This is a genomic window from Pseudomonas fontis (genome assembly GCF_028656955.1).
Taxonomy (GTDB): domain Bacteria; phylum Pseudomonadota; class Gammaproteobacteria; order Pseudomonadales; family Pseudomonadaceae; genus Aquipseudomonas; species Aquipseudomonas fontis.
Genome location: NZ_JAMDGY010000020.1, coordinates 250279 through 271137, shown reverse-complemented (window position 1 = coordinate 271137; position 20859 = coordinate 250279). Strand labels below are relative to the sequence as shown.

At 56.3% G+C, this 20859-nt stretch carries 21 protein-coding genes, 1 tRNA gene and 3 pseudogenes; 13 read left to right on the top strand and 12 right to left on the bottom strand.

Features of this window, described 5'->3' with window-relative positions; genetic code table 11:
* Positions 1–188: 188 nt before the first annotated feature.
* A complete protein-coding gene (gene mgtE, locus M5G11_RS08520) occupies positions 189–1631 on the top strand; it encodes a magnesium transporter (protein ID WP_273908965.1) in 1443 nt (480 codons plus the stop codon).
* A 64-nt stretch (positions 1632–1695) separates the two neighbouring features.
* Here the strand turns inward: mgtE and M5G11_RS08515 are convergent, their stop codons facing one another.
* Positions 1696–2022, bottom strand: coding sequence for an Arc family DNA-binding protein (locus tag M5G11_RS08515; protein ID WP_015271261.1), 327 nt, complete (start codon positions 2020–2022; stop codon positions 1696–1698).
* A gap of 345 nt (positions 2023–2367) precedes the next feature.
* Between M5G11_RS08515 and phnN the strand changes: the two genes are divergently transcribed.
* From phnN to M5G11_RS08500, 3 genes and pseudogenes are all read left to right on the top strand, one after another.
* Entirely contained in the window at positions 2368–2967 is a 600-nt protein-coding gene (phnN, locus tag M5G11_RS08510) for a phosphonate metabolism protein/1,5-bisphosphokinase (PRPP-forming) PhnN (protein WP_273908966.1), read from the top strand.
* Positions 2968–3138: 171 nt separating this feature from the next.
* Positions 3139–3215, top strand: a tRNA-Arg gene (locus M5G11_RS08505).
* Between the two features lie 92 nt (positions 3216–3307).
* A pseudogene (locus M5G11_RS08500) lies at positions 3308–4188 on the top strand (ArsO family NAD(P)H-dependent flavin-containing monooxygenase); the annotation flags it as partial.
* A 23-nt stretch (positions 4189–4211) separates the two neighbouring features.
* Here M5G11_RS08500 and arsJ read toward each other — a convergent pair.
* Genes arsJ through M5G11_RS08460 form a run of 8 tightly spaced genes read right to left on the bottom strand, consistent with a single transcriptional unit; the run spans position 4212 to position 10076 of the window.
* Positions 4212–5444 carry an organoarsenical effux MFS transporter ArsJ gene (arsJ, locus tag M5G11_RS08495; protein WP_273908967.1) on the bottom strand — a complete coding sequence of 411 codons (1233 nt, stop codon included), beginning with the start codon at positions 5442–5444 and terminating at the stop codon, positions 4212–4214.
* Positions 5445–5453: 9 nt separating this feature from the next.
* Complete coding sequence (locus M5G11_RS08490; RefSeq protein WP_273908968.1) at positions 5454–6458, bottom strand: ArsJ-associated glyceraldehyde-3-phosphate dehydrogenase; 1005 nt, start codon at positions 6456–6458, stop codon at positions 5454–5456.
* Between the two features lie 32 nt (positions 6459–6490).
* Positions 6491–6994, bottom strand: a complete 504-nt coding sequence (locus M5G11_RS08485; RefSeq protein ID WP_273908969.1) for a cyclin-dependent kinase inhibitor 3 family protein — start codon at positions 6992–6994, stop codon at positions 6491–6493.
* A gap of 12 nt (positions 6995–7006) precedes the next feature.
* On the bottom strand, positions 7007–7723 hold the full coding sequence (gene arsH, locus M5G11_RS08480) for an arsenical resistance protein ArsH (protein ID WP_273908970.1): 717 nt from the start codon (positions 7721–7723) through the stop codon (positions 7007–7009).
* Between the two features lie 3 nt (positions 7724–7726).
* A complete protein-coding gene (arsB, locus tag M5G11_RS08475; protein WP_273908971.1) occupies positions 7727–8788 on the bottom strand; it encodes an ACR3 family arsenite efflux transporter in 1062 nt (353 codons plus the stop codon).
* Positions 8789–8806: 18 nt separating this feature from the next.
* Positions 8807–9277, bottom strand: a complete 471-nt coding sequence (locus M5G11_RS08470; RefSeq protein ID WP_273908972.1) for an arsenate reductase ArsC — start codon at positions 9275–9277, stop codon at positions 8807–8809.
* A 20-nt stretch (positions 9278–9297) separates the two neighbouring features.
* Entirely contained in the window at positions 9298–9654 is a 357-nt protein-coding gene (locus tag M5G11_RS08465; protein WP_273908973.1) for a metalloregulator ArsR/SmtB family transcription factor, read from the bottom strand.
* Positions 9655–9662: 8 nt separating this feature from the next.
* Positions 9663–10076 (bottom strand): arsenate reductase ArsC, encoded by a 414-nt coding sequence (locus M5G11_RS08460; RefSeq protein ID WP_273908974.1) that lies wholly within the window; start codon positions 10074–10076, stop codon positions 9663–9665.
* A gap of 116 nt (positions 10077–10192) precedes the next feature.
* On the opposite strand from M5G11_RS08460, the gene M5G11_RS08455 reads away from it, so the two are divergent.
* Both M5G11_RS08455 and M5G11_RS08450 read left to right on the top strand, forming a co-directional pair.
* Positions 10193–10531, top strand: coding sequence for an ArsR/SmtB family transcription factor (locus M5G11_RS08455; protein ID WP_273908975.1), 339 nt, complete (start codon positions 10193–10195; stop codon positions 10529–10531).
* Between the two features lie 44 nt (positions 10532–10575).
* Positions 10576–11619 (top strand): annotated as a pseudogene (locus M5G11_RS08450) (NAD(P)-binding domain-containing protein); the annotation flags it as partial.
* On the opposite strand, the gene M5G11_RS08445 reads toward M5G11_RS08450, so the two are convergent.
* Together M5G11_RS08445 and M5G11_RS08440 are read right to left on the bottom strand one after the other, a co-directional pair.
* On the bottom strand, positions 11594–12118 hold the full coding sequence (locus M5G11_RS08445; protein WP_337994596.1) for an arsinothricin resistance N-acetyltransferase ArsN1 family A: 525 nt from the start codon (positions 12116–12118) through the stop codon (positions 11594–11596). The pseudogene M5G11_RS08450 and the gene M5G11_RS08445 sit on opposite strands and share 26 nt — an antisense overlap.
* 43 nt (positions 12119–12161) lie before the next feature.
* Positions 12162–12658: pseudogene (locus M5G11_RS08440) on the bottom strand (MarR family winged helix-turn-helix transcriptional regulator).
* Between the two features lie 430 nt (positions 12659–13088).
* On the opposite strand from M5G11_RS08440, the gene M5G11_RS27545 reads away from it, so the two are divergent.
* Both M5G11_RS27545 and trfA read left to right on the top strand, forming a co-directional pair.
* Positions 13089–13316, top strand: a complete 228-nt coding sequence (locus M5G11_RS27545; protein WP_420793886.1) for a helix-turn-helix transcriptional regulator — start codon at positions 13089–13091, stop codon at positions 13314–13316.
* 264 nt (positions 13317–13580) lie between these two features.
* Positions 13581–14492 carry a plasmid replication initiator TrfA gene (trfA, locus tag M5G11_RS08435; protein WP_273908977.1) on the top strand — a complete coding sequence of 304 codons (912 nt, stop codon included), beginning with the start codon at positions 13581–13583 and terminating at the stop codon, positions 14490–14492.
* A 661-nt stretch (positions 14493–15153) separates the two neighbouring features.
* Here trfA and M5G11_RS08430 read toward each other — a convergent pair.
* Entirely contained in the window at positions 15154–15885 is a 732-nt protein-coding gene (locus M5G11_RS08430) for a TraX family protein (RefSeq protein WP_273908978.1), read from the bottom strand.
* A 313-nt stretch (positions 15886–16198) separates the two neighbouring features.
* Between M5G11_RS08430 and M5G11_RS08425 the strand changes: the two genes are divergently transcribed.
* The 5 genes from M5G11_RS08425 (at position 16199) to M5G11_RS08405 (ending at position 20664) form a co-directional block, all read left to right on the top strand.
* Positions 16199–16885: a YiaD family glycine zipper/OmpA-like lipoprotein gene (locus tag M5G11_RS08425; RefSeq protein ID WP_273908979.1), complete on the top strand. Its 687-nt coding sequence runs from the start codon at positions 16199–16201 to the stop codon at positions 16883–16885.
* A gap of 95 nt (positions 16886–16980) precedes the next feature.
* Positions 16981–17409 carry a hypothetical protein gene (locus tag M5G11_RS08420; protein WP_273908980.1) on the top strand — a complete coding sequence of 143 codons (429 nt, stop codon included), beginning with the start codon at positions 16981–16983 and terminating at the stop codon, positions 17407–17409.
* Positions 17410–17781: 372 nt separating this feature from the next.
* Positions 17782–17964, top strand: coding sequence for a hypothetical protein (locus M5G11_RS08415; protein WP_273908981.1), 183 nt, complete (start codon positions 17782–17784; stop codon positions 17962–17964).
* Entirely contained in the window at positions 17957–18490 is a 534-nt protein-coding gene (locus tag M5G11_RS08410; protein WP_273908982.1) for a hypothetical protein, read from the top strand. The genes M5G11_RS08415 and M5G11_RS08410 overlap by 8 nt, the downstream gene beginning before the upstream one ends.
* A complete protein-coding gene (locus M5G11_RS08405) occupies positions 18487–20664 on the top strand; it encodes a hypothetical protein (protein ID WP_273908983.1) in 2178 nt (725 codons plus the stop codon). The genes M5G11_RS08410 and M5G11_RS08405 overlap by 4 nt, the downstream gene beginning before the upstream one ends.
* Positions 20665–20859: the final 195 nt, after the last annotated feature.

The following is a 20859-nucleotide window of genomic DNA, read 5'->3' as shown; positions in this document are numbered from 1 at the left end:
TGTTCTAGCCAAGATTTTCAGCACCCTGACAGGTCAGGCAGTGTATGATTGCGCCCGTCAGCCCCGCCGGGGCTTGTGGAATCCCACCATGGACTTACCCAGTAGTTACTCAATAGCTCGTTTCACCAATCAAGATTTGACTGATTGAATCTCCCGGCGTGCTCCGCTGCTGGGGGTGGAGTTCGCCTATGACTGAAAATGAAGTAAAAAAGACGCAGGAAAGCTTGCAGGATCGCCTGGCTCAGGTGGTCGAACTGCTGCAGCGCCAGCGCGTGGTCGAAGACCTGACGCACCGTCAGGAAGGCCATCATCACGACCTGGTTGAAAACCTTGTTCACCGGCAGAACCTCGTCGAGCTGCAACGCAAGCTCGATGACCTGCACTCCGCCGACGTTGCCTACATCCTTGAAGCTTTGCCGCTGGACGATCGTCTGACCGTCTGGCAACTGGTCAAGGCTGAACGCGATGGCGACATCCTGCTTGAAGTGTCCGACTCGGTTCGGGAAACCCTGATCGCCGACATGGACGATCACGAGTTGCTTGCGGCTGCCAAGGAGATGGACGCCGACGAACTCGCCGACCTGGCGCCTGAGTTGCCGCGTGACGTTGTCCATGAACTGATGGAAACCCTCGATGGCCAGCAGCGTGAGCGTGTTCGTTCCGCACTGAGCTACGACGAGGAGCAAGTCGGTGCGTTGATGGACTTCGAGATGGTCACCATCCGCGAAGACGTCAGCCTTGAAGTCGTATTGCGCTACCTGCGTCGACTCAAGGAGCTGCCGGGCCATACCGACAAGCTGTTTGTGGTCGACTATGACGGCATCCTCAAGGGCGTGCTGCCAATCAAGCGCTTGCTGGTCAATGACCCCGACAAGCAGGTTGCCGATGTCATGGCGGACGACCCGGTGGTGTTCCACCCGGAGGAGGACGCCTATGATGCGGCTCAGGCGTTCGAGCGTTACGATCTGGTATCAGCCCCGGTGGTTGACAAGAACGGCCGTCTGATCGGCCGTCTGACCATCGACGAGATGGTCGACCTGATTCGTGAAGAAAGCGAAACCGAAGTGCTGAACATGGCCGGTCTGCGCGAAGAAGAAGATATCTTCGCCTCGGTCTGGCGTTCGCTGCGCAACCGTTGGGCGTGGCTGGCGATCAACTTGATCACCGCCTTCGTGGCATCCCGGGTGATCGGCCTGTTCGAGGGTTCGATCGAGAAACTGGTGGCGCTGGCAGCGCTGATGCCAATTGTGGCCGGTATTGGTGGCAACTCCGGCAACCAGACCATCACCATGATCGTGCGGGCCATGGCGCTCGACCAGGTCAGCCCCGGCAATACCTCGCGTCTGATGCGCAAGGAGCTTGCGGTGGCCTTGATCAACGGCGTGGTATGGGGCGGGGTGATCGGCGTGGTGGCCTACCTGCTGTACGGCAGCTGGTCGCTGGGTGTGGTGATGACCGCGGCAATGACCCTCAACCTGTTGTTGGCGGCGCTGATGGGGGTATTGATCCCGATGACCCTGGCACGCCTGGGGCGTGATCCGGCAATGGGCGCCAGCGTGATGATCACGGCCATGACCGACAGCGGTGGCTTCTTCATCTTCCTCGGGCTGGCAACCATCTTCCTGCTCTAGGCCTGATGCTCCGGACACAAAAAAGCCAGCTTTCGCTGGCTTTTTTTATGCGGCTGGGCGGGGATCAGGAAGCGTCCGCGGCCATCTCGACGTCGTGGGCGATCAAGGCGACCAGCGCGTTTTGCTGGCGGTGGGACAGCTGGCGGAAGCGTTGCAGCAATTCACGCTCATGCAGGGACAGTTCCGGGCTGTCCAGACGCATGCTCAGGTCGTCACCCAGTGCGCCTTCCTGGATAAGGCTCTGTTCCAGGCGTGCGATGATTTCCGAGTTCATGCTGCGGTGGTGGTTACGCGCAACCTCGGCAATGCGCTCACGCATTCCGTCGGGTAGGCGGACGACGAATTTGTCAGCGGTGCGGCTTGAGTAGATAGCCTGTTTCATTGGGCGCATATAATTGACCGGATTAGTTCAGGGGGAAGCGGTTCTCGAAATCGGCCGCACGATGAGTGTTACGACCATCGCAACGACAAAATGTTCAACCTGAATTGTGAATGAGGTCACCATGATGCCTCATTGTCGCCGGTTCCTTGGCGTCAATTCTGTGACAAATATTGAACCGGGTGAAGGCTTATTGCCAGTACCAATTATCAGAAATGAGTACTGGTTTGAAAAGTTTTCATTTCTTTTGCTGACCCGATTCAGCCTGCCTTCAACGCCTACACATAGGAACAGGCGGAAAAGGCCTTGGAAAGCGCCTAGAATGCGCGTGCTTTCCTATCTATGAGCATAGTGGCTATGCAGTATGACGCAAGCGCCAGTACCCAGACAGCCTCACCTGGCAGGCTGATTTACCTCATGGGTCCCTCGGGGGCTGGCAAAGACAGCCTGATCGAGGCTGCACGTCCTGTGCTGGAGTCACGCGGCGTGTGGATCGTGCGCCGGGTGATTACCCGTTCCGCCGAAGCGGTGGGTGAGGAGGCGAACAGTGTATCGCCGCAGCAGTTCGAGACGCTATTGCTAAACGCCGCGTTTGCCCTCTATTGGCGAGCAAATGGTTTGTCCTACGGCATTCCGAGCGAAATCGACAGCTGGCTGGCGCAAGGCCGCAATGTGCTGGTCAATGGTTCGCGGGCGCATCTTGAACAGGCGCAGGAAAGATACCCGAACCTGTTGCCGATTCTTCTGACGGTCGACTCACAAGTGTTGCGTCAGCGCCTGGTGGCGCGAGGTCGGGAAAGTGCTGCTGAGATCGAGCAGCGCCTGAAGCGCAACGCACAGATTGCCGAGGTTGTCGGGGGTGGTGTGGTCACCCTGGACAACTCCGCACGGCTGCAGGATGCGCTGCTGCGCTTTGTGCAAGTGCTGGAGCGTGAAGGCGTGTTGCTGGGTAGCTGAATGGTGCGTTCGCTGTGGTTTTGTGCAGGCCATTTGCAGGGTTGCAGGAATCCACCGATGCTTGACGAATTCACGGCAGGCAAAAAGCCCGATTGACGACATGACAAACCCGGGTGTGCTCGGTAACATGCACGCCACTTCATACCGTGTGGCGCCTGCTGCCGGTCTTGTGTCTCAGTAGCTCAATTGGATAGAGCATCCCCCTCCTAAGGGGAAGGTTGGCAGTTCGAGCCTGCCCTGGGACACCAATATAATCAGGCGGTTAGCGCAATTCTGCGCTAGCTTTCTCGACAGGGCTATCTACTTAGTCCCCACTTTAGTCCCCACTTCTCTCTGCGTTCTGAAGATCTTCTCGCCGGCCACCTGGAGCTCCATTCCCGGCTGGATGATGCCGCCAGTTCAGGATGGCTATCCCTCTCGCGAGCATGTCATCGACTACTTCACCCAGTATGAGGCTCGCTATCAGTTCCCTGTTGAGCGGCCAGTGCGTGTCCATTCCGAGCGCGGATACTGGGATGCCAAAGCAGTGGTCAGTGCCACGGGCACCTGGAGCATCCGAACATCCCAGCTGACCGCGGTACCGAGCTGTTCCGTGGACTGCAGCTGCATTCAGCTCACTATGTTGAGCCGCTGGCCTTCTCGGGCCAGCGGGTACTGGTCGTCGGTGGCGGCAATTCCGGGGCACCGATTCTCGCGGAGGTTAGCCAAGTCGCGGATGCGACTTGGGTAATGCCCACCGCCCCACTTTTCCTACCTGATGATGTGGATGGTCGAGAGCTGTTCGAACGGGCGACAGAGCGCTGGAAAGCGCAGATGGAGGGGCGTGTTATTGAGCAGCCAGTCGGTGGGCTAGGCGATATCGTGATGGTCCCGCCTGTTGTCGAGGCACGTGAGCGAGATGTTCTGCATGCTGTGCGGCCCTTCGTCCGTTTCATCCCCGACGGTGTGGTCTGGGCGGATGGCTCGGAGACCGCAGTCGATGCGGTGATTTGGTGCACCGGATTCAAGCCGTCGCTGGGGCACTTGGCGAGCCTCGGGGTACTCACTGGGGACGGTCGCGTCGAAGTTACAGGTACACGTGCAGTGAATGAGCCTGGCCTTTGGCTGGTCGGTTATGGTGAGTGGACAGGCTCTGCATCCGCCACCTTGATCGGGGTGACGCGCACCGCCAGGAGCACTGTTGCAGAGATCGAGCAGTTTCTGGTGAAAGCGGAGGCGTGAGTGCCTCCGCTCTCCCTCCGTGATCAGTGGGTCTGCTGCGCCATTTCGCTGTGTCTGGGCAACCCGATCGAGATGAGCGCGGCGGCCAATACGAAAATGCTGGAAACCCACAGGCAGGCCTGCAAACCATAGGCTTGGAACACCCAGCCCGACAGCAGCGTGCCGACCAGCCGACCCAGGGCGTTGGACATGTAGTAGAACCCCACATCCAGGGAGACGCCGTCTTCCTTGGCGTAGCTGACGATCAGGTAGCTGTGCAGCGATGAGTTCACCGCGAATAGCACGCCGAACAGCATCAGCCCACCGAGCAGCACCACCTGCGCCGACCAGCCCGCCGATAAGCCCACGGCAATGAGCGCGGGCAGCCCGGCGAGGGCGATCGCCCAAATGAAGGCCGCTCGGCCGTCCGGCACGTGACCGCGCTTCTTGCCGGTGATGTGAGGAGCAAACGACTGGACGATGCCGTAGCCAATGATCCACGCGGCCAGAAAGCCACCGACCAGCCAGAAGTCCCAGCCAAACGCAGTGCTCAGGTACACCGGCAGCGCCACGACGAACCAGACGTCCCGGGCACCGAAGAGAAACAGCCTTGCGGCCGAGAGGATGTTGATGGCCCGGCTCTTGGACAGCATGTCGCGGAACTTGGGTTTGGCCTTGGCTTTGCCCAAGTCCTTTTTCAGCAGTACCAGACTGCCGATCCAGATCAGGGCCAGTACTGCCGCCATGGCCAGCACCGCCAGGGTAAAGCCGAGCAACGCGAGCAGTGCTCCGCCGAGGAAAAAGCCCACGCCTTTGAGCGCGTTTTTCGAGCCCGTCAGGATGGCCACCCATTTGTAGAGGGTGCCTTGCTGGCTGTCCGGTACCAGGAGCTTGATGGAGCTCTTGGCGCTCATCTTGTTCAGGTCCTTGGCGATGCCGGACAGCGCCTGGGCGGCCATCACCCACGGCACCGTCAGCCAGGCTGCCGGTACCGTGAGCATCAGCAAGGCCACGACCTGCATGCCCAGGCCGATGTTCATGGTGCGGTTGAGTCCCAGGCGGGCGCCGAGGTAGCCGCCCACCAGGTTGGTGATGACGCCAAACACTTCGTAGAATAGGAACAGCGCCGCGATCTGCAGCGGCGTGTAGCCCAGCGAATGGAAGTGCAGTACCACCAACATGCGCAATGCGCCGTCGGTGAGGGTGAAGGCCCAGTAGTTGCCGGTAACCAGCAGGTACTGACGCACTTCCGCAGACAGGGCTGACAACGCCTTCATGATCGCCGTTTACTCCGCCGCGCCGACCAGCCGGGCCAGTTCTGCCGCACGGTTGGCATAGCCCCACTCGTTGTCGTACCAGGCGTAGAGCTTCACCTGGGTACCATTGACCACCAAGGTCGACAGCGCGTCGATGATCGAGGAGCGCGGATCGGTGCGGTAGTCGATGGACACCAGTGGACGCTCTTCGTAGCCCAGGATGTCTTTCAACGGGCCTTCGGCCGCAGCCTTCAGCAGCGTGTTGACCTCTTCAGCTGTGGTCTCGCGTTCCACTTCGAATACGCAGTCGGTCAGCGAGGCGTTGGCCAGAGGTACACGCACGGCGTGACCATTCAGCTTGCCGCGCAGCTCGGGGAAGATCTCGGCGATTGCGGTGGCCGAGCCCGTGGTGGTCGGGATCAGGCTCATGCCCGAGGCACGGGCGCGGCGCAGGTCCTTGTGCGGCGTATCGAGGATGCTCTGTGTGTTGGTGAGGTCGTGGATGGTGGTGATTGATCCGTGGCGGATGCCCAGGTTCTCGTGAATCACCTTGACCACCGGGGCCAGGCAGTTGGTAGTGCAGGAGGCGGCGGTAACGATCCGGTGCTGCGCCGGGTCGAACAGGTGCTGGTTGACGCCCATCACCACGTTCAGTGCGCCTTTCTCCTTCACTGGAGCGCAGACCACCACACGTTTCACGCCCTGATCCAGGTAGGCCTGGAGCACGGCTACCGACTTCATCTTGCCGCTGGCCTCGATGACCAGGTCGCAGCCCGACCAGTCGGTGTCTGCGATGGTCTTGTTCGCGGTGACCTGAATGCGCTTGCCGTCGATCACCATCATACTGCCCTCAGCACGGGCTTCACGGTGCCAGCGGCCGTGGACCGAGTCGAAGTTGATCAGGTGGGCATGGGTCTCGGCGTCGCCGGCCGGGTCATTGATCTGCACAAACTCGAACTCTGGCCAGTCCCAAGACGCGCGCAGCGCCAAGCGACCGATGCGGCCAAACCCATTGATGCCTACTTTGATTGCCATGTTGTCGTTCTCGCGTAGCCGTCAGGGGACGGTCAGAGGGTATTGGCGAACTGGTTGATGTAGTCGACGTGCGCAGGGTTCTGAATCGCACGTGGGCGCAGGGCCTGGACCTGGGCAACAGCGTCCTGCACGGGAATGCCGCACTCGATCATCAGGCGGGCTGCAAACAGGCCGGTACGGCCGGAGCCGCCCTTGCAGTGAATGGCGATCGTCTTGCCGGTCATCACCAGCTCTTTCAGGCGGTCCCGGTGAGTGTCCCAGGCGGCAGCAAAGGGCTCACCGGGAGCTTGGTCGTCTTCCACCGGCAGGTGGAACCATTCGAGGCCCAGCAGTTGGCACTCCTCGGGCAACAGATCGATCTCGTTCTGCAGCAGTTCGTCACTCGGCATCAGGGTGACCAGTGCACTAGCACCGGCTTCGCGCAGTGTTGCCAATGCTTGGGATACCGAGGTGTCCTTGGTACCAGGGCACGGGGTGAAGATCAGCTGGCCGATCAGCTCGGGAGTAACCAGCACGGAATACGGGTGCAGTTGCATGCTCAGAAAGCCTCAGACGGATCGTTGATTAACGCGTTTGGAAAGCTCTTCAGCCGACTCTTTTCGCTCGGAGTAGCGATCGACCAAGTAGTCGGCGCGGTCACGAAGCAGCAGGGTGAACTTCACCAGCTCCTCCATCACGTCGACGACACGGTCGTAGTACGCCGAGGGTTTCATGCGGCCCGCCTCGTCGAACTCCAGGTAGGCCTTGGGCACGGACGACTGGTTGGGGATGGTGAACATGCGCATCCAGCGGCCGAGGACGCGCAGCTGGTTGACCACGTTGAACGACTGCGAGCCGCCACAGACCTGCATCACCGCGAGGGTCTTACCCTGCGTCGGGCGCACGGCGCCCATGCTCAATGGAATCCAGTCGATCTGCGACTTGAACACGCCGGTCATCGCGCCGTGGCGTTCTGGTGAGCACCAGACCATGCCTTCCGACCACAGCACCAGATAGCGCAGCTCCTTGACCATGGGGTGGTCATCGGGCACGTCATCCGCCAGTGGCAGGCCAGCGGGATTGAAGATCCGCGTCTCCGCACCGAAGTGCTCCAGCAGGCGTGCCGCTTCTTCCGTCAGCAGGCGGCTGAACGAGCGTTCGCGGGTCGATCCATACAGCAGCAGAATGCGAGGCTTGTGGGTGGACTTTTGCTCGACTGCCAGCTTGTCTGCTGTCGGCAGGTCGACCAGATCGTTGTCGATATTGGGGATGTGGTGTTCGGTCATGATTTACTCCTGAGACAAGGCACCAGATGGCTGATCGAACCAGCGGCGTTTGAGCCACAAGGCCACGCCCACCAGAGAGATCAGTACCGGCACTTCCACCAAGGGCCCGATGACGGTGGCAAAGGCGACCGGCGAGGCGAGGCCGAAAGTAGCGATGGCCACGGCAATGGCCAGTTCAAAGTTGTTGCTCGCTGCGGTGAACGCCAGCGCGGTGGTGCGTGGGTAGTCGGCCTCCAGCAGCTTGCCCATCCAGAAGCTGATGAAGAACATCACCACGAAGTAGATGGTCAGCGGGATGGCGATGCGCAGCACATCCAGCGGCAGCTGCAGCACCATGTCGCCCTTCAGGCTGAACATGGCCACGATGGTCAGCAGCAACGCCACGAGCGTCAGCGGGCTGATCTTCGGAATGAAGCGTTCCTGGTACCAGCTCTCGCCCTTGCTGCTGATCAGGATCTTGCGGGTCAGGAAACCGGCCAGGAACGGTATGCCCAGGTAGATCAGCACCGATTGGGCGATTTCGAGGAAGCTGGTCTCGATGACGCTGCCTTCAAGTCCAAACAGCGGCGGCAGCAGGCCCAGGAAGATCCAGGCGTACACGCTGAAGAACATGATCTGGAAAATGCTGTTGAAGGCGACCAGGCCCGCCACGTACTGGTTGTTGCCACCGGCGATCTGGTTCCAGACCAGCACCATGGCGATGCAGCGCGCCAAGCCGATGAGGATCAGGCCGGTCACGTACTCAGGCTTGTCGGAAAGGAACACTACTGCCAGCCCGAACATCAGCACCGGGCCGATTACCCAGTTCTGGACCAGCGACAGCACGAGGATGCGCTTGTCCTTGAAAACCTGAGGCAGTTCCTCGTATTTCACCTTCGCCAGCGGCGGGTACATCATGACGATGAGGCCAATCGCGATGGGGATGTTTGTCGAGCCTACCGACAGGCTGTTCAGCCACGCGGGCAAGCCCTGGAACAGACTGCCCAGAGCAATACCTAGGCCCATGGCCAGGAAGATCCAGACCGTCAGGTAACGGTCGAGGAAGGAAAGTCGGCTCTTGCTCATGGTGGGTCTCCCTAAACGTCAGAGCGTTCCGATGCGGGCCAGCTCGACCTTGAGCTGGGCGGCATCCAGTTGTTCAAAAGGCAGTGCGAGGAATGCCGTGATTCGTCGTTTGATCTGCTCAAGCGTGATGTCGAACGCCACATCCAATTCGGCGACGCTTGCCTGCAGATCCGATGGGTCGGAAAGCCCCCAGTGGGCTTTTACTGCCGGCCCAAAAAACACGGGGCAGGCTTCGCCGGCAGCCTTGTCGCAGACGGTGATGACAAAATCCGGGGCGAGCTCGGCGTGCGCATCACTGGACTTGCTGCTGAGGCCTTCGGTGGAGATACCGGCGCCCTGAAGCGCGGAGATGGACAACGGATGCACCTCGCCCTTGGGCTGGCTGCCGGCGCTGTAGGCCTTCATGCCGGCCGGGGCCAGGTGGTTGAACACGGCTTCTGACAGGATGCTGCGGCAGCTATTGGCGGTGCAGAGGAACAGAACTTTCATCGGTTTTTGCTCGGCAGTGATCAGCAGCAGGTGGCGATGCGCTGTGGGCGGTCACCCATGGCGTCCAGTCGAGTGGAACTGCTGTTCAGCCACTCGCTATTGGCTTCCAGCGTCGTTTTCAGGATCTCGCGTACCCAGGCGGGCAGCTCTGGATGCAGCCGGTAGTAAACCCATTGGCCCTGGCGGCGGTCTGCCAGCAGGTCACACGTACGCAGCTGCGCCAGGTGGCGGGAAATCTTGGGCTGGCTTTCCTCCAGCGCACAGGTCAGCTCACAGACGCAGAGCTCTTCCTCGCGGGCGATCAGCAGCATCATCCGAATGCGGTTCTCGTCGGCGAGGCATTTGAAAACCTTGGTAGGGGTCAGTGGATCAGTCATAGCGGTTCTCAGTGTTTGGTTTTCACGAGGACGAACATCTTGATGCGCTCATGGATCTCGTGAAGCGTATGGCGGAAGGCATCGTGTTTTTCGCTGGTGACCGGATCTTCGAAGTGCCACGCCAGGCGCTCGCCCAATGCTGGCAGTACCTGGCATTCCAGCGCCGCCTTGTCGCAAAGGGTGATGACGTAGTCGAAGTATTCGTCGGCGAACTCATCGATGGACTTGCTGCGCAGGCCGCTGGCATCGATACCAAGGTGCTCAAGCGCCGCGAAGGTACGCGGATCGACTTCGCCAGGCTGAGTGCCGGCGCTGAATGCTTTAAAGCGCAGAGGGTCTGTGTGTCGGAGCAATGCTTCGGCGAGCTGGGAGCGAGCAGCGTTTGCGGTGCAAACAAACAGGACGCGGATCTTGCCAGTCATCACGAGGTACTCTGCCTGTATATGGTTTTTCGAATATACGCTTTTCCGAATGTATCGCAACCCCTTCTGTGATAGGTGGCTTTACATGTGCATGTTCGCGCACATATATTGGCGACATGACGACCAACCAGAACCTCCGCACCCAAGCAATCGACGCTGCCATCGAGTCGCTGGACGAAGCCTTCTTCAAAGCGCTCTGCGAGCCCTCCAGGGTCGCGGTGTTCAAGCGCGTGCTCCTGCTGGGCCGGGCGGATGTCGGTGAAATCGCCAAAGAGCTGCCGCAGGAGCGCTCGGTGATCTCCAGGCACCTACAGGTGCTGCACGATGCCCAGATCGTGAAGGCCACCAAGGTGGGCAGGCAAATGTTCTACGAAGTGAATGGTGGGGCGATCGTCGAGCGCCTTGAGGGCTTGCTCCAGCGAACCAAGGGTCTGGTTTCGCTGTGCTGCCCGTAGCTCTAGCCCTTTATTTGCTCAAATATATGCATGAGTGCGCACATATGAATAAATCGACTCGTACGGTGGATGTGGTCGTCATCGGTGGTGGGCAGGCGGGTTTGGCGCTTGGCTGGCATTTGCAGCAACACGGCTTGGACTTTCTGATCCTGGATGAGCAGACACACCCTGGTGGGAACTGGCGCAACTACTACGACAGCCTGCAACTGTTCTCCCCGGCAGAGTATTCAGCGCTACCGGGGATGGTGTTTCCCGGCAATCCCCAGGGCTACCCACTGCGAGACGAAGTGGTGCAGTACCTGGAGGCATACGCCGCCGAGTTTCAGCTGCCTTTTGAGGGCGGCGCCCGAGTGGTGGAAGTCGTGCAGAAGGAAAAGACATTCGAGGTTCGCGCGGCCAACGGATTGACCTTCACGGCGCGTGCGGTGGTCGTGGCATCGGGGGGCTTCAGCTTTCCGTACACGCCTGACATTCCTGGCCTGGAAAGCTTTTCAGGTACCTGTCTGCACAGCTCCGCGTATCGGACGCCTGAGGTCTTTGCCGGCCAGCGCGTCGTCGTGGTCGGCGCGGCGAACTCGGCTGTTCAAATTGCCTATGAGCTTGCCAGCGTTGCGCAGGTGGTGCTGGCGACCCGCGAGAAGATCCGCTTCTTCCCCCAGCGGATCCTGGGGCTCGATTTTCACACCTGGTTGAGACTCACCCGGTTGGAGTACACACGGTGGCTGAGTGACCAGAGCACGCCTGTGCTGGATACCGGCAAATACCGGAAGGCTCTGGGTACCGGACGACTCCAGCGTAGAGCGATGTTCCAGCAGGTGTTGCCCGAGGGCGTTGTCTGGCCGGATGGAACCACCCACCAGGCCGACGCGTTGATCTTCGCCACTGGTTTCCGGCCGAGCCTGGAGTTTCTCGCACAGCTCCCAGTCGCCGACCGGCAAGGGCGTGTCCGGCAGCGAAACGGAGAGGCAGATCAGGTGCCAGGCCTGTACTTCGTCGGGCTGCCCAAACAAAGGAACTTCGCCTCAGCAACCCTCAGGGGTGTAGGGGCTGACGCGGGTTATCTCATGCCGCAGCTGCTTCGTCATCTGGAACGGGTTGGTTCGACGGAAACACCCGCTCAACGATCGCGCAATCCAGCCATCGGCCTTCAAGGCAAGCGTGCTTCTCATAGACGCCAACCGTCCTGAAGCCGCAGGACTGGCAGAGTGCGAGGCTTGCCTCGTTGAACGTGAAAATGCGGGAGAGGACTTTCCAGAAACCACGTGCCTCAGCCTCGCTGAGCAATGCCTTGAGCAGCGCCTTGCCAATGCCACGTCCGCGGACGTCACGGTGCAGATAGATCGAGAAGTCGGCGATGCCGGCGTAGCACGAACGCGCGCGGTAGCTGCTCAGGTTTGCCCACGCCACTACCGCGCCGTCGACCTCGACGACCAGTACCGGATAGCGGGACATATCGGCAACCCAGGGCTGTACATCCGTGGCGGTGCGCGGCTGGGTCTCGAACGTAGAGCTGCGGTCTTCGATCCCCTGGTTGAAGATCTCGGCAATGCCCTGGACATCACCGAGTTGAGCGAGGCGAATGTGCATCTGGCTTCCTTTGGGGAGGTGGAACAATGTGGTTAAAGGGTTTTCACTTTTCTTGCGGCTGGGCTGGGCAGCACTCGGTCGCCAAGCCACAACGTACTTGGGCAGCACGAGTCAATTGGCGTAGCAACGTCAGGGCCCCTTGGCGTACTTCCGGCGGCAGGCAGCTGATCATCGCCTTCTCTTCGGCGATCAGGCAGGCACGAATGCGCTCGTACAGGTCGACGCCGGCTTCGGTAGCCTGCACCTGGACGGCCCGGCGAGCTTCTGGATCCTCTACCCGGGAGACATACCCCTTTCGCTCCAGAGTAGCGACGACACGACTGGCTGTGCTCTTGTCCAGGAACATCTGCTCGGCCAGGGCCTGGAGACGCAGTGGTCCCTCCTTCACCAAGCTTCAACCGCGTAGCACTGAGTGACCGATACGTCGTAGCTGCAAATGCGGTCGCGATCCCTGAATTGGTAGACGCGCACCAGCTGGGTCAGTGCCTCGTGGAGGTCTTCAGCATCCCAGCTGAGATCGTCGCTGTGCTTATCCGACATGTCATTTCCTACTGGTTGTCACTCGTAACGCTATGGTTGAAGAGCGTGGTCGTCAACACACCGACCAGCAGATTGAACCGTGCGCATGGGGTTGACTGTCTTTGTTGTCACTAACAACTATTAGAAAAGGTCCGCCGTGACTCGACACGAAATGCCCCGGCCTTTCAGCGTCAACCGCGCCCGATTGGTGCTTGCGCTGCCCAAAGCATTTTTCAAACCTAATTCCTCGTTCACTCCAAAATGAAGATGTTTTTTTAGATGAAATAGTTATTTCAATATAGGTTTTAAATTCTTTATTCGGATTTTTAAGTAAGTGATCTCTGTAGATCTGCATAAAGATATGCGAATGCAATTCACATAGTAAAATAATCCTAAAATCAGCAGTTTAGAGCTAGTTGTAGGCGGATTGACGTGTCAGCTCGTGTCGCGAATGATCAGCGTCACAGGCTTCGACAACGAGATATATGTGATGCAAATTCAGACTACTGAGCAGGTTTGCGAGATCTTTAAGATTTCACGTTCAACGCTTTATCGGCTATCGAAGAATGATCCCACCTTTCCACAGCCGTTGCATTTCGGCCGCGCAATTCGCTGGAACCTCGCAGAAATTTGTGAGTTTTACGCGCAGCAGCGACATACCTCAAAGAAACGGGCATAAAAAAGCCCGTATGTGACGGGCTTTTAAGTAATTACGTTCGGCAGCTAATTCTTGGCGGAAACCTGCAGAGCGCAATAGGTGGATAAGATATGTGTTTGTTTTGCAGATTTGCAAGCATTAATTTCGCGTGCCTCACCCGCCGAGCAACGTTGGTTGAAATTTTGGGGATTGTGCTGAGGCTCCCTACTTCGGATCACCGTACGGCTATTTTTCATTTATTCGGGCGCATTTCTCGCTTAAGGCTAGCGGAGCAGGTGGGTCAGCATGCATGAGCTTTGGCCGGAGCGAGAGGCTGCGTGCGGCATTCCTTCAAGAGCTCATGCAATTTTGCAAAGACGTTCGCAAGAGGCAGCGGAACGCGAAAATCATAGAAATGCCATTCAAGCTGAAGTTGGACGTCCAAGCAACGAGGTCACGCCTTCTCAGTATCAATTTCCTTTTCTGCCTGTCATGGCTTCAGCGATGCCTACGCAGTGGACCAGAACTGGCTTGTTTTCAAATCTTAAAAAAGGAGAGCGGAGAACGTTAAAGAATCAAATTCTTGAGGGGCGCTCTGATTGTTTGGTAAGAATGTCAGGCGAGGAGTTAGATATGTATGACAATGATGTTTTCTTGCATACGATTCAGTTGTCCCAAGGTGCGTTTCCAGGTGAAAGGATTTTTTTCGAGCGTTCATCATTTTTACGTGCAATTGGCCGTGGAAGCGATCTTTCATCAGAAAGTTATCGACGGCTCCATGATTCTATGGAACGACTTACAAGTGCTACAATATTTGTGCAAGGCCAGCTGGGGGGTGAAAGCTTTAGGTTAATAGATAAGTTGAGGTGGGGGGTAAGTGGGAAATATTCCATAGAAATGGACGCTGAGATTGTCTCAATATTTGCTAATGAGTTTCTTGCATTCATTGATATGGATGTTAGGGTGAGATTAAAAAGTCCTTTGGCAAAATATCTTCAAAACTATATAGCTGGTCATCAGGTTGGGGGGCATGGAATAGGTTGTGACAAGCTCAGAGTATGGAGCGGGTCGCGAGGGCGTCCACGGGACTTCAACTGCCGAGCATTACCGAACGCACTGGGCGAACTGGAAGATGAGGGAGTTATCAGAGATTGGTCAATTGGAGAGGACACCGTTCGATGGACACGGATTCCTCACACCAAAAGCAGGAGGCCATGAGTTATCCACAGGCGTCGGGGTATCTGCGCAGCGTGCTTCGGGGTATCTGCGCGCCACTTCGGGGTATCTGCGTCAATTATCGGGGTATCTGCGCGGGTCAATTGCTGGAGAGCTCGTGAAGCGCGGCCTCCAGGCACTCTCGGGCTGCTTAACATGCTTTTAATATGATTTTAACATCTGGCCCTAGGGGCGTTCTGAGTAAGGTAGAGGGATTCGAAATGCAAGATGGTCGTGGGTGATGCCCTTTTGACTGGACGGCATGCGCTACCGAACCTCAGGAGTGGCTATCGTCGGGGTATCTGCGCGGGCCAGATGGCATACCCGCTCTATGCTCAAGCGCCTTAGGCGCTTGAGCAGCCCCGGAAGGGAAGGAAGTGAGTTAAAGCATCGGTTTTCGTTTGAAGGCTGCGCGACGGCGTGGGCAGGGCCAACAAGAGTCGACGTAGCGAGCCTTAATGGGTTGTTCCCAAGAAGCTCGAAAGTGTGACGGCCTCTCTCCTAAACCGGGGGAGGGCCTCAGCCATCGCAATTGCGTGCGATGGGGCAGGTCGCTGTCAACTCGTCATCGACGAACTAGTAACTCGTTAAGAAGCTATGCAGCTCATTAATTCCTTGCTAGTCAGCCGGGTGTGGTCAAAAAAGACCCCTGTAACTGGGCGCATCAGAATGCTACTGACAGAGAGCTGAGCAGTAGCAAGTGGATCGGATAAACCGGGTAGAGCCAGCCTTTGACGGAGCGTAACGGCCGTACCTGGATCTGCAATAGAGTCAGTCCGAGCACTGGAGCCAATGCGGCTGCGGTGATGACCGCATGATCCATTGGTGGCAGATCATGCAGCAGCAAAATCGAACTGCCAACATTTGCGAGAGCGGCGAGGAGAGCAGATAAGGACCAAATTACGATTTTAAACTCTAGCGTCCGTGCCTGAATCGCGATTAGCAGTACAGTAGGTAACAATACTCCAGCTACGCCATAGCTCAGTACCGTACGGAGCGCGATTGTGATCAACAGGGCTAGGATCCCGCATAAGATCAGTCCGGGAGTCCGATGATGCATCGCCTGAGCGATAACTAGCCCAAGTGCTATAACGAACAGAATGTTTAAATTCCCGTTATCGAAATATCTCGAATACGGCCATTGGCTAAGGATGGCGAATAGTAATATCCCACTCAGGTATTTAAATTCGACTGGACAACTGATTGGCTGCCGGACAACATTTGCCGCAATTGCGAGGCAGAATAAGGGGTATGCAAGTCGACCGATAATCCGCATCGAGGACAGATTTTCCTGGATTTCATTTGGTAGCACGAACCAGGTGTGATCGATGATCATCGTAAATAGTGCGATCCACTTAATTAGATCGAGCGAGCTGTCTCTTTCGAAAGTTTTCATCGTTGGTCTGCAGCGGCTATTTGTTGTCGTTAATTATATATGGCTTTTGGTCTTGTGATATGTATTTATCATGAGGAGGTTGGCGGTTTGTTACTTGTGTGTGCGGTAGTGTTGGTGGATAATTATGCCTAGGAAGTAAGTAGCAGTTAATGGCTGCGTACCAAACTGCCCCCGAGCAGCGATAGGGGTAGGGAGGCAATAACTAAAATAGCCCGGTCGGGTGCTCGCTGTTATTCGTATATATCCGGCTGACTCTATCAACTGGTTCGGACGCACTTTCTCCATTCTACGACTAACAATTAGAGGCCTCGACATGCAAAAAGCTATTACCTCCGTGCTGGTTACCAGCATTCTCTTCTCTCTCACTGGCTGCGCTGGTACTGGGTTGCAGGATCAGGATGGTTCCCGCAACCAGACCCTAACCTGGGGCTCCATCGGCACTATCGCAGGAGCCGCAGCAGGGGCGCTGATCAACAAGGACAACCGTGGTAAAGGCGCACTTATTGGCGCTGGTATCGGTGGCTTGGCCGGCGCAGGTTACGGCGTGTACGCCGACCGTCAAGAGGCTGAACTCCGCAAAGCGACTGCTGGCACTGGCATCGACGTACAGCGCCAAGGCGATGACATCAAGCTGGTGATGCCTGGTGCGATCACGTTCGCTAATGGCTCGACCGAACTGTCTCCTGCTGCCCAATTTAACCTGGACAAGCTGTCTGGTTCCTTCAAGCAGTACGGAGAAAACAACATTGAGGTCACTGGCCACACCGATAGTGTCGGTAGCAACTCTAGCAACATCGAGCTGAGCCAGAGGCGCGCTATTAGCGTCGGGAAGCACCTGATGAGCCAGGGCATTGATAAGAATCGCATTCAGGTGTTCGGTGCCGGTCCGTCGCAGCCGATCGCAAGCAACAGCTCGGAGCAGGGGAGGGCGCAGAACCGTCGTGTGGAGATCAAGCTGAAGGCGCCGCTGCAGCCAGTGGCTATGGAGCGGACGCAGTAACGAATCTACGTCTGGCTCCTTTGCCAGGTCTCGATACCGCCCCCGCTGTTACAGCAGGACGAGATCCTGGGACATTAAATTGAGGGAATCTGATTATGAAAAAGCTGAGCATCATCGTTGTCACCATGGTTTTGGCTGCACTTGTCGGCTGTGGCGAACCCAAAATGAATAAGGTCATGCCGGCAACTGCGACGGCTGATGCTGTGTACAGCGAAAAGACCTCTCGATACTTGGATAAAGCTGTAGGGCGACCGAAGGCAGAAAGTATTCAACTCACTTTCTGGAATGAGCCAGGCAATCGCGACACCGGATATATGTCACTCCTGATAAATGGCGTTCAGAAGGTGCGTCCGATAGACAATATCGGCGGTTACAGCCGCCAAACTGCTGGTACAGACGCTTTTAAATTTGTATATGAAAATGGCAAGTGGTCAGCGTATGTTTCGGAAAATGATATAGAGACGCATTCCAACCATCCTGATGAGTTTTTTGCGGGTATTGCGCAAATACTTCGACGTTATTGATTTAGTTGCTTGTTCAGAAGCCCCTTCGTTGGGGCTTTTTGCTGGCATATAGGTTGGCTCTATGATGGGTTTTCTTTATGCTCTGAAAATCAAGCTAATAGCCATCCAATTTATTCTTATGTAATTGCAAAAGCATTTTCATGTTTGTGAATAATCAATTAGATGGCTGAGCTTTAGGGTCATAGAATTATGTGTGTGAACATGAAGAGGCTTTGGTTGTGTCGTATGAGCAGCTAAAAAAGGTTCTCGCAATACTGCGAGAGATACAGGTTAAAGCATGTGAGTTGCCAGAATCATGCATGCATGACGGCTATATAATTTCAGCCCTGGCTGGAACTGTAGAGGAAATTCTTTCGAAGGAGGACGGAAACTATGTTCAAAGAGGCAAGCGTAAAGATTCCAAGGGCTATCGGCGTTTTTCTAATTATTTATTTCGGCTTGGTCTTGCCGGCTCGTGAACTGCCGCAGTTTGATAGAAGCGAAAGCACGATGCAAATCAAGGCTCCAGAAACTCCAATTCCTCCTGTTTATATGGGGAGTAGTAATCATGAGTAAGTTTAAAGCGGCGTTTGGTTACCTGAGTGGTTACCGTCAGACTGTCAATGCTGGTCGTGAGCTTAAAAATGCCGCTACTCTTCCGATTTATTTTATTAAAAATATTTACCATTGGGTCAGTGAAATACGGATACAGGCGAAAGCTGGTCGCCATCTCGCAGAGCTTGATGATGAGCTTTTGTGGGATGACATTTGTTTGAAGAGTCAAGTTACGAATGAGTCACTGCGGCGGGCTTATAAGTCGCTTATTTTTGTCAATTTTGTATTAGTTCTTAGTGTGGCGGCTGTGCTTGCTTATTTTGTTGCAAGCTGGGGGCAGGGCAAAATGCTTCTTTTCGCTAATGGTGTTTTTCTGAATATGGTGCTGATGTTGCTTTTTCAGAATGCCTACCGCATTCATATGGCTTATACGCAAAGCGCACCACACCCGTTGCGATTTTTGCGAGAGATTTTTAAACGACCGTCGTTGTTGATAGGGCGAGTGCTGCCTAATGATTACTGTGTGCGGGTGAGGGCTATCGAATGAATAGTTTCTCCGCACTTGTACTGACATGGCTTTTTGGTCGTTGGATATTTGATGCGGCAGAACTCCCTGGAATAGGTGCTCAGGACGTAACACCACTGACGATATTTGCATCCGCTTTTTCAACTCTCGGCCTAGCCATGTTCGGTGCCCTCGCGGCCTGGGCTATATTTCTCGGAATTTTCCGACTCAAAAACAACGGGAATTTTTTCGGTGCAAAAGATGGGAACGAGGCTTTTTTCTACCCGCTGCGGGTGATCTTCGCCCTGACTCTAATTGCACCGGTTATTCCTGTCTCTAGTGCCGGCGGGATTCAGATCACTTTGACGCCAGGACACGCTCTTGTCGCCGGTGTCTCCAAATCTGCGGCCGAATTCGGCGACACGATGCAACACAATGCATTTGAACTGATGCATCGCCATAACCTGTTTAGTGATCCGAAATTCCGAGTTGAGGTCGACGCGAAAGTCGCTTTGGACATGCTAAACAGTTGGAAAATCTCAGCGGTCCAACTCGCTGGTCTGAAAATATTCCGAGATCCGAACGATCAATTAAGTTCGCTATCGAGTCGTGACCTTGCGAATGAGGCTTTAAAAATAAAATGGAATCAGGTTTACGGCGGTAAGTATCCAGCTGCGGGCTCGACTAAAGCCGCTGCTGCAGGCGTGTATATCGCAAACGCGGGCCGATCTTTACAGATACCGTTAATTCCTCCGAACGACGAATTGGCCCGTGCTGTCAGCATGGGTGTCCAACGATTGATCGATCCCGACGCGGTTACTGGCACGGTCGAGGGGGAGATGGAAACCGAGGGGTGGTTTTGCCAATCCGGTTGGTTGTCGTCAATGACATGCAGTGATGAGTATGAACAGGTCAAGAAAAACAATGCCGCCTCTATCGAGGTTGGTATAGCCTCGGCTCAGCGTCAGATCTGGATCGGTCTGGTCGAGCATGCCGTCCAGCAGGCGATTTTGGCTCGGGACGGGACCGTGGGGGCAGGGGACGCGAAGACGTTTTTTGAGGAAAGTATCACATGGGCTAGTCAGTCCGCAGACTGGTACAAAACCATGGTTGAGCAAACCATCAGCACCACGATTGCAACTGACCAGGCTGCTCGTAGTGAAGCGTATTTTGACGAAGTGAAGAACTGGGGTTGGATGCTCGGCGGCACTTTCGTGTTGCGCGCAGCGAGCGACTTCTCACGTGCTGCTAGCTACGCAGAGGGCGCGACGGCACAGATGATGCCAAAATCCACGCTTTCGGCGATGACTCCGGGCGACGCGCTCTCAAAACTGGTCGAAAGCGAAGCCCTGGCACAGATTCAACCTGGAAATGTTGGTGCTGAAAAGTCGCTGCTGGCTAGAGTTTTTTCGCTCGACATCCTCAAGTCCACGACCGGGCCCTCGAACCAGAATATTCACAACATTGCGTCCTGGGGACGCTCGCTCGTTGGCACTGGCATTGGATTTTTTGCGGGCGGGACGATCGCGAAATACATCCCCGGTCTTAACTCAATCACTGATGGGACGCTGCCAAAAGCAATCGGAGGAGTAATGATTGTCTCCGGCGGGTTACTTGGCTACGTTATGCCTCTATTGTTTGCTATCTATGGACTGATGGGGGCAATCAGCTGGCTCGTAGCCGTTGCTACGACCTTTTTCGGAGTGACGCTCTGGTCGGCTGGTATGGCCGCACCGAAAGGCGAAGAGCACACCTCTCAATTGTCGGCGAAAGGGTGGAACGCCTTCATCTTCCTCTATCCTGCTTTGGCCGTGGGTGGCCTGGCAGCTGCGATTGTGATTAGCGCTATCGGCCTGGCAATGGTCCAGGCGATGGCTATGGGACTTTGGGGGATGTTTGATCCTGGTGTCGCTGATGTCGGCCGTCCGCTGGAAAGCCTCGGAGGGATTCTGATCGGCGGATTGCTGATGGTTGTAGTGATTATCCTGTTGTCCTGGAACGTAGTTGTCACCAGTGCTCAACTGATCACCTCATTTCCCCGTAGTGTGCTCAATATGATTTCGCTTAGCGAACCGGGCCTCAATCCTTACGAGAACTCGATGCAGGGGATTATGGGTGGGCTGTCTATGAGCACCCGGCAGATTCTGACGGGATCTATAAGCCGGGCGATCACCCCGTTCCGACCGCCACAGCCCCCGCAGGGCGGCGGTGCCTAATACCGCACTTAATGTGTCGGCGAGTCTCCTGGTCTGGAGACTCGCTGATCATATATGGGGAGCCCGCAGAATTCGGGAAAAATCGTACGCTAAGCCTGCGGCGCCTATGTGCACTTCCTGTTCCATTGTTCCCCAAAGCCCGGAATGCGGCTCGATAACATCCGCCTCGGCCCACATTCGTTGAGAATGACACGA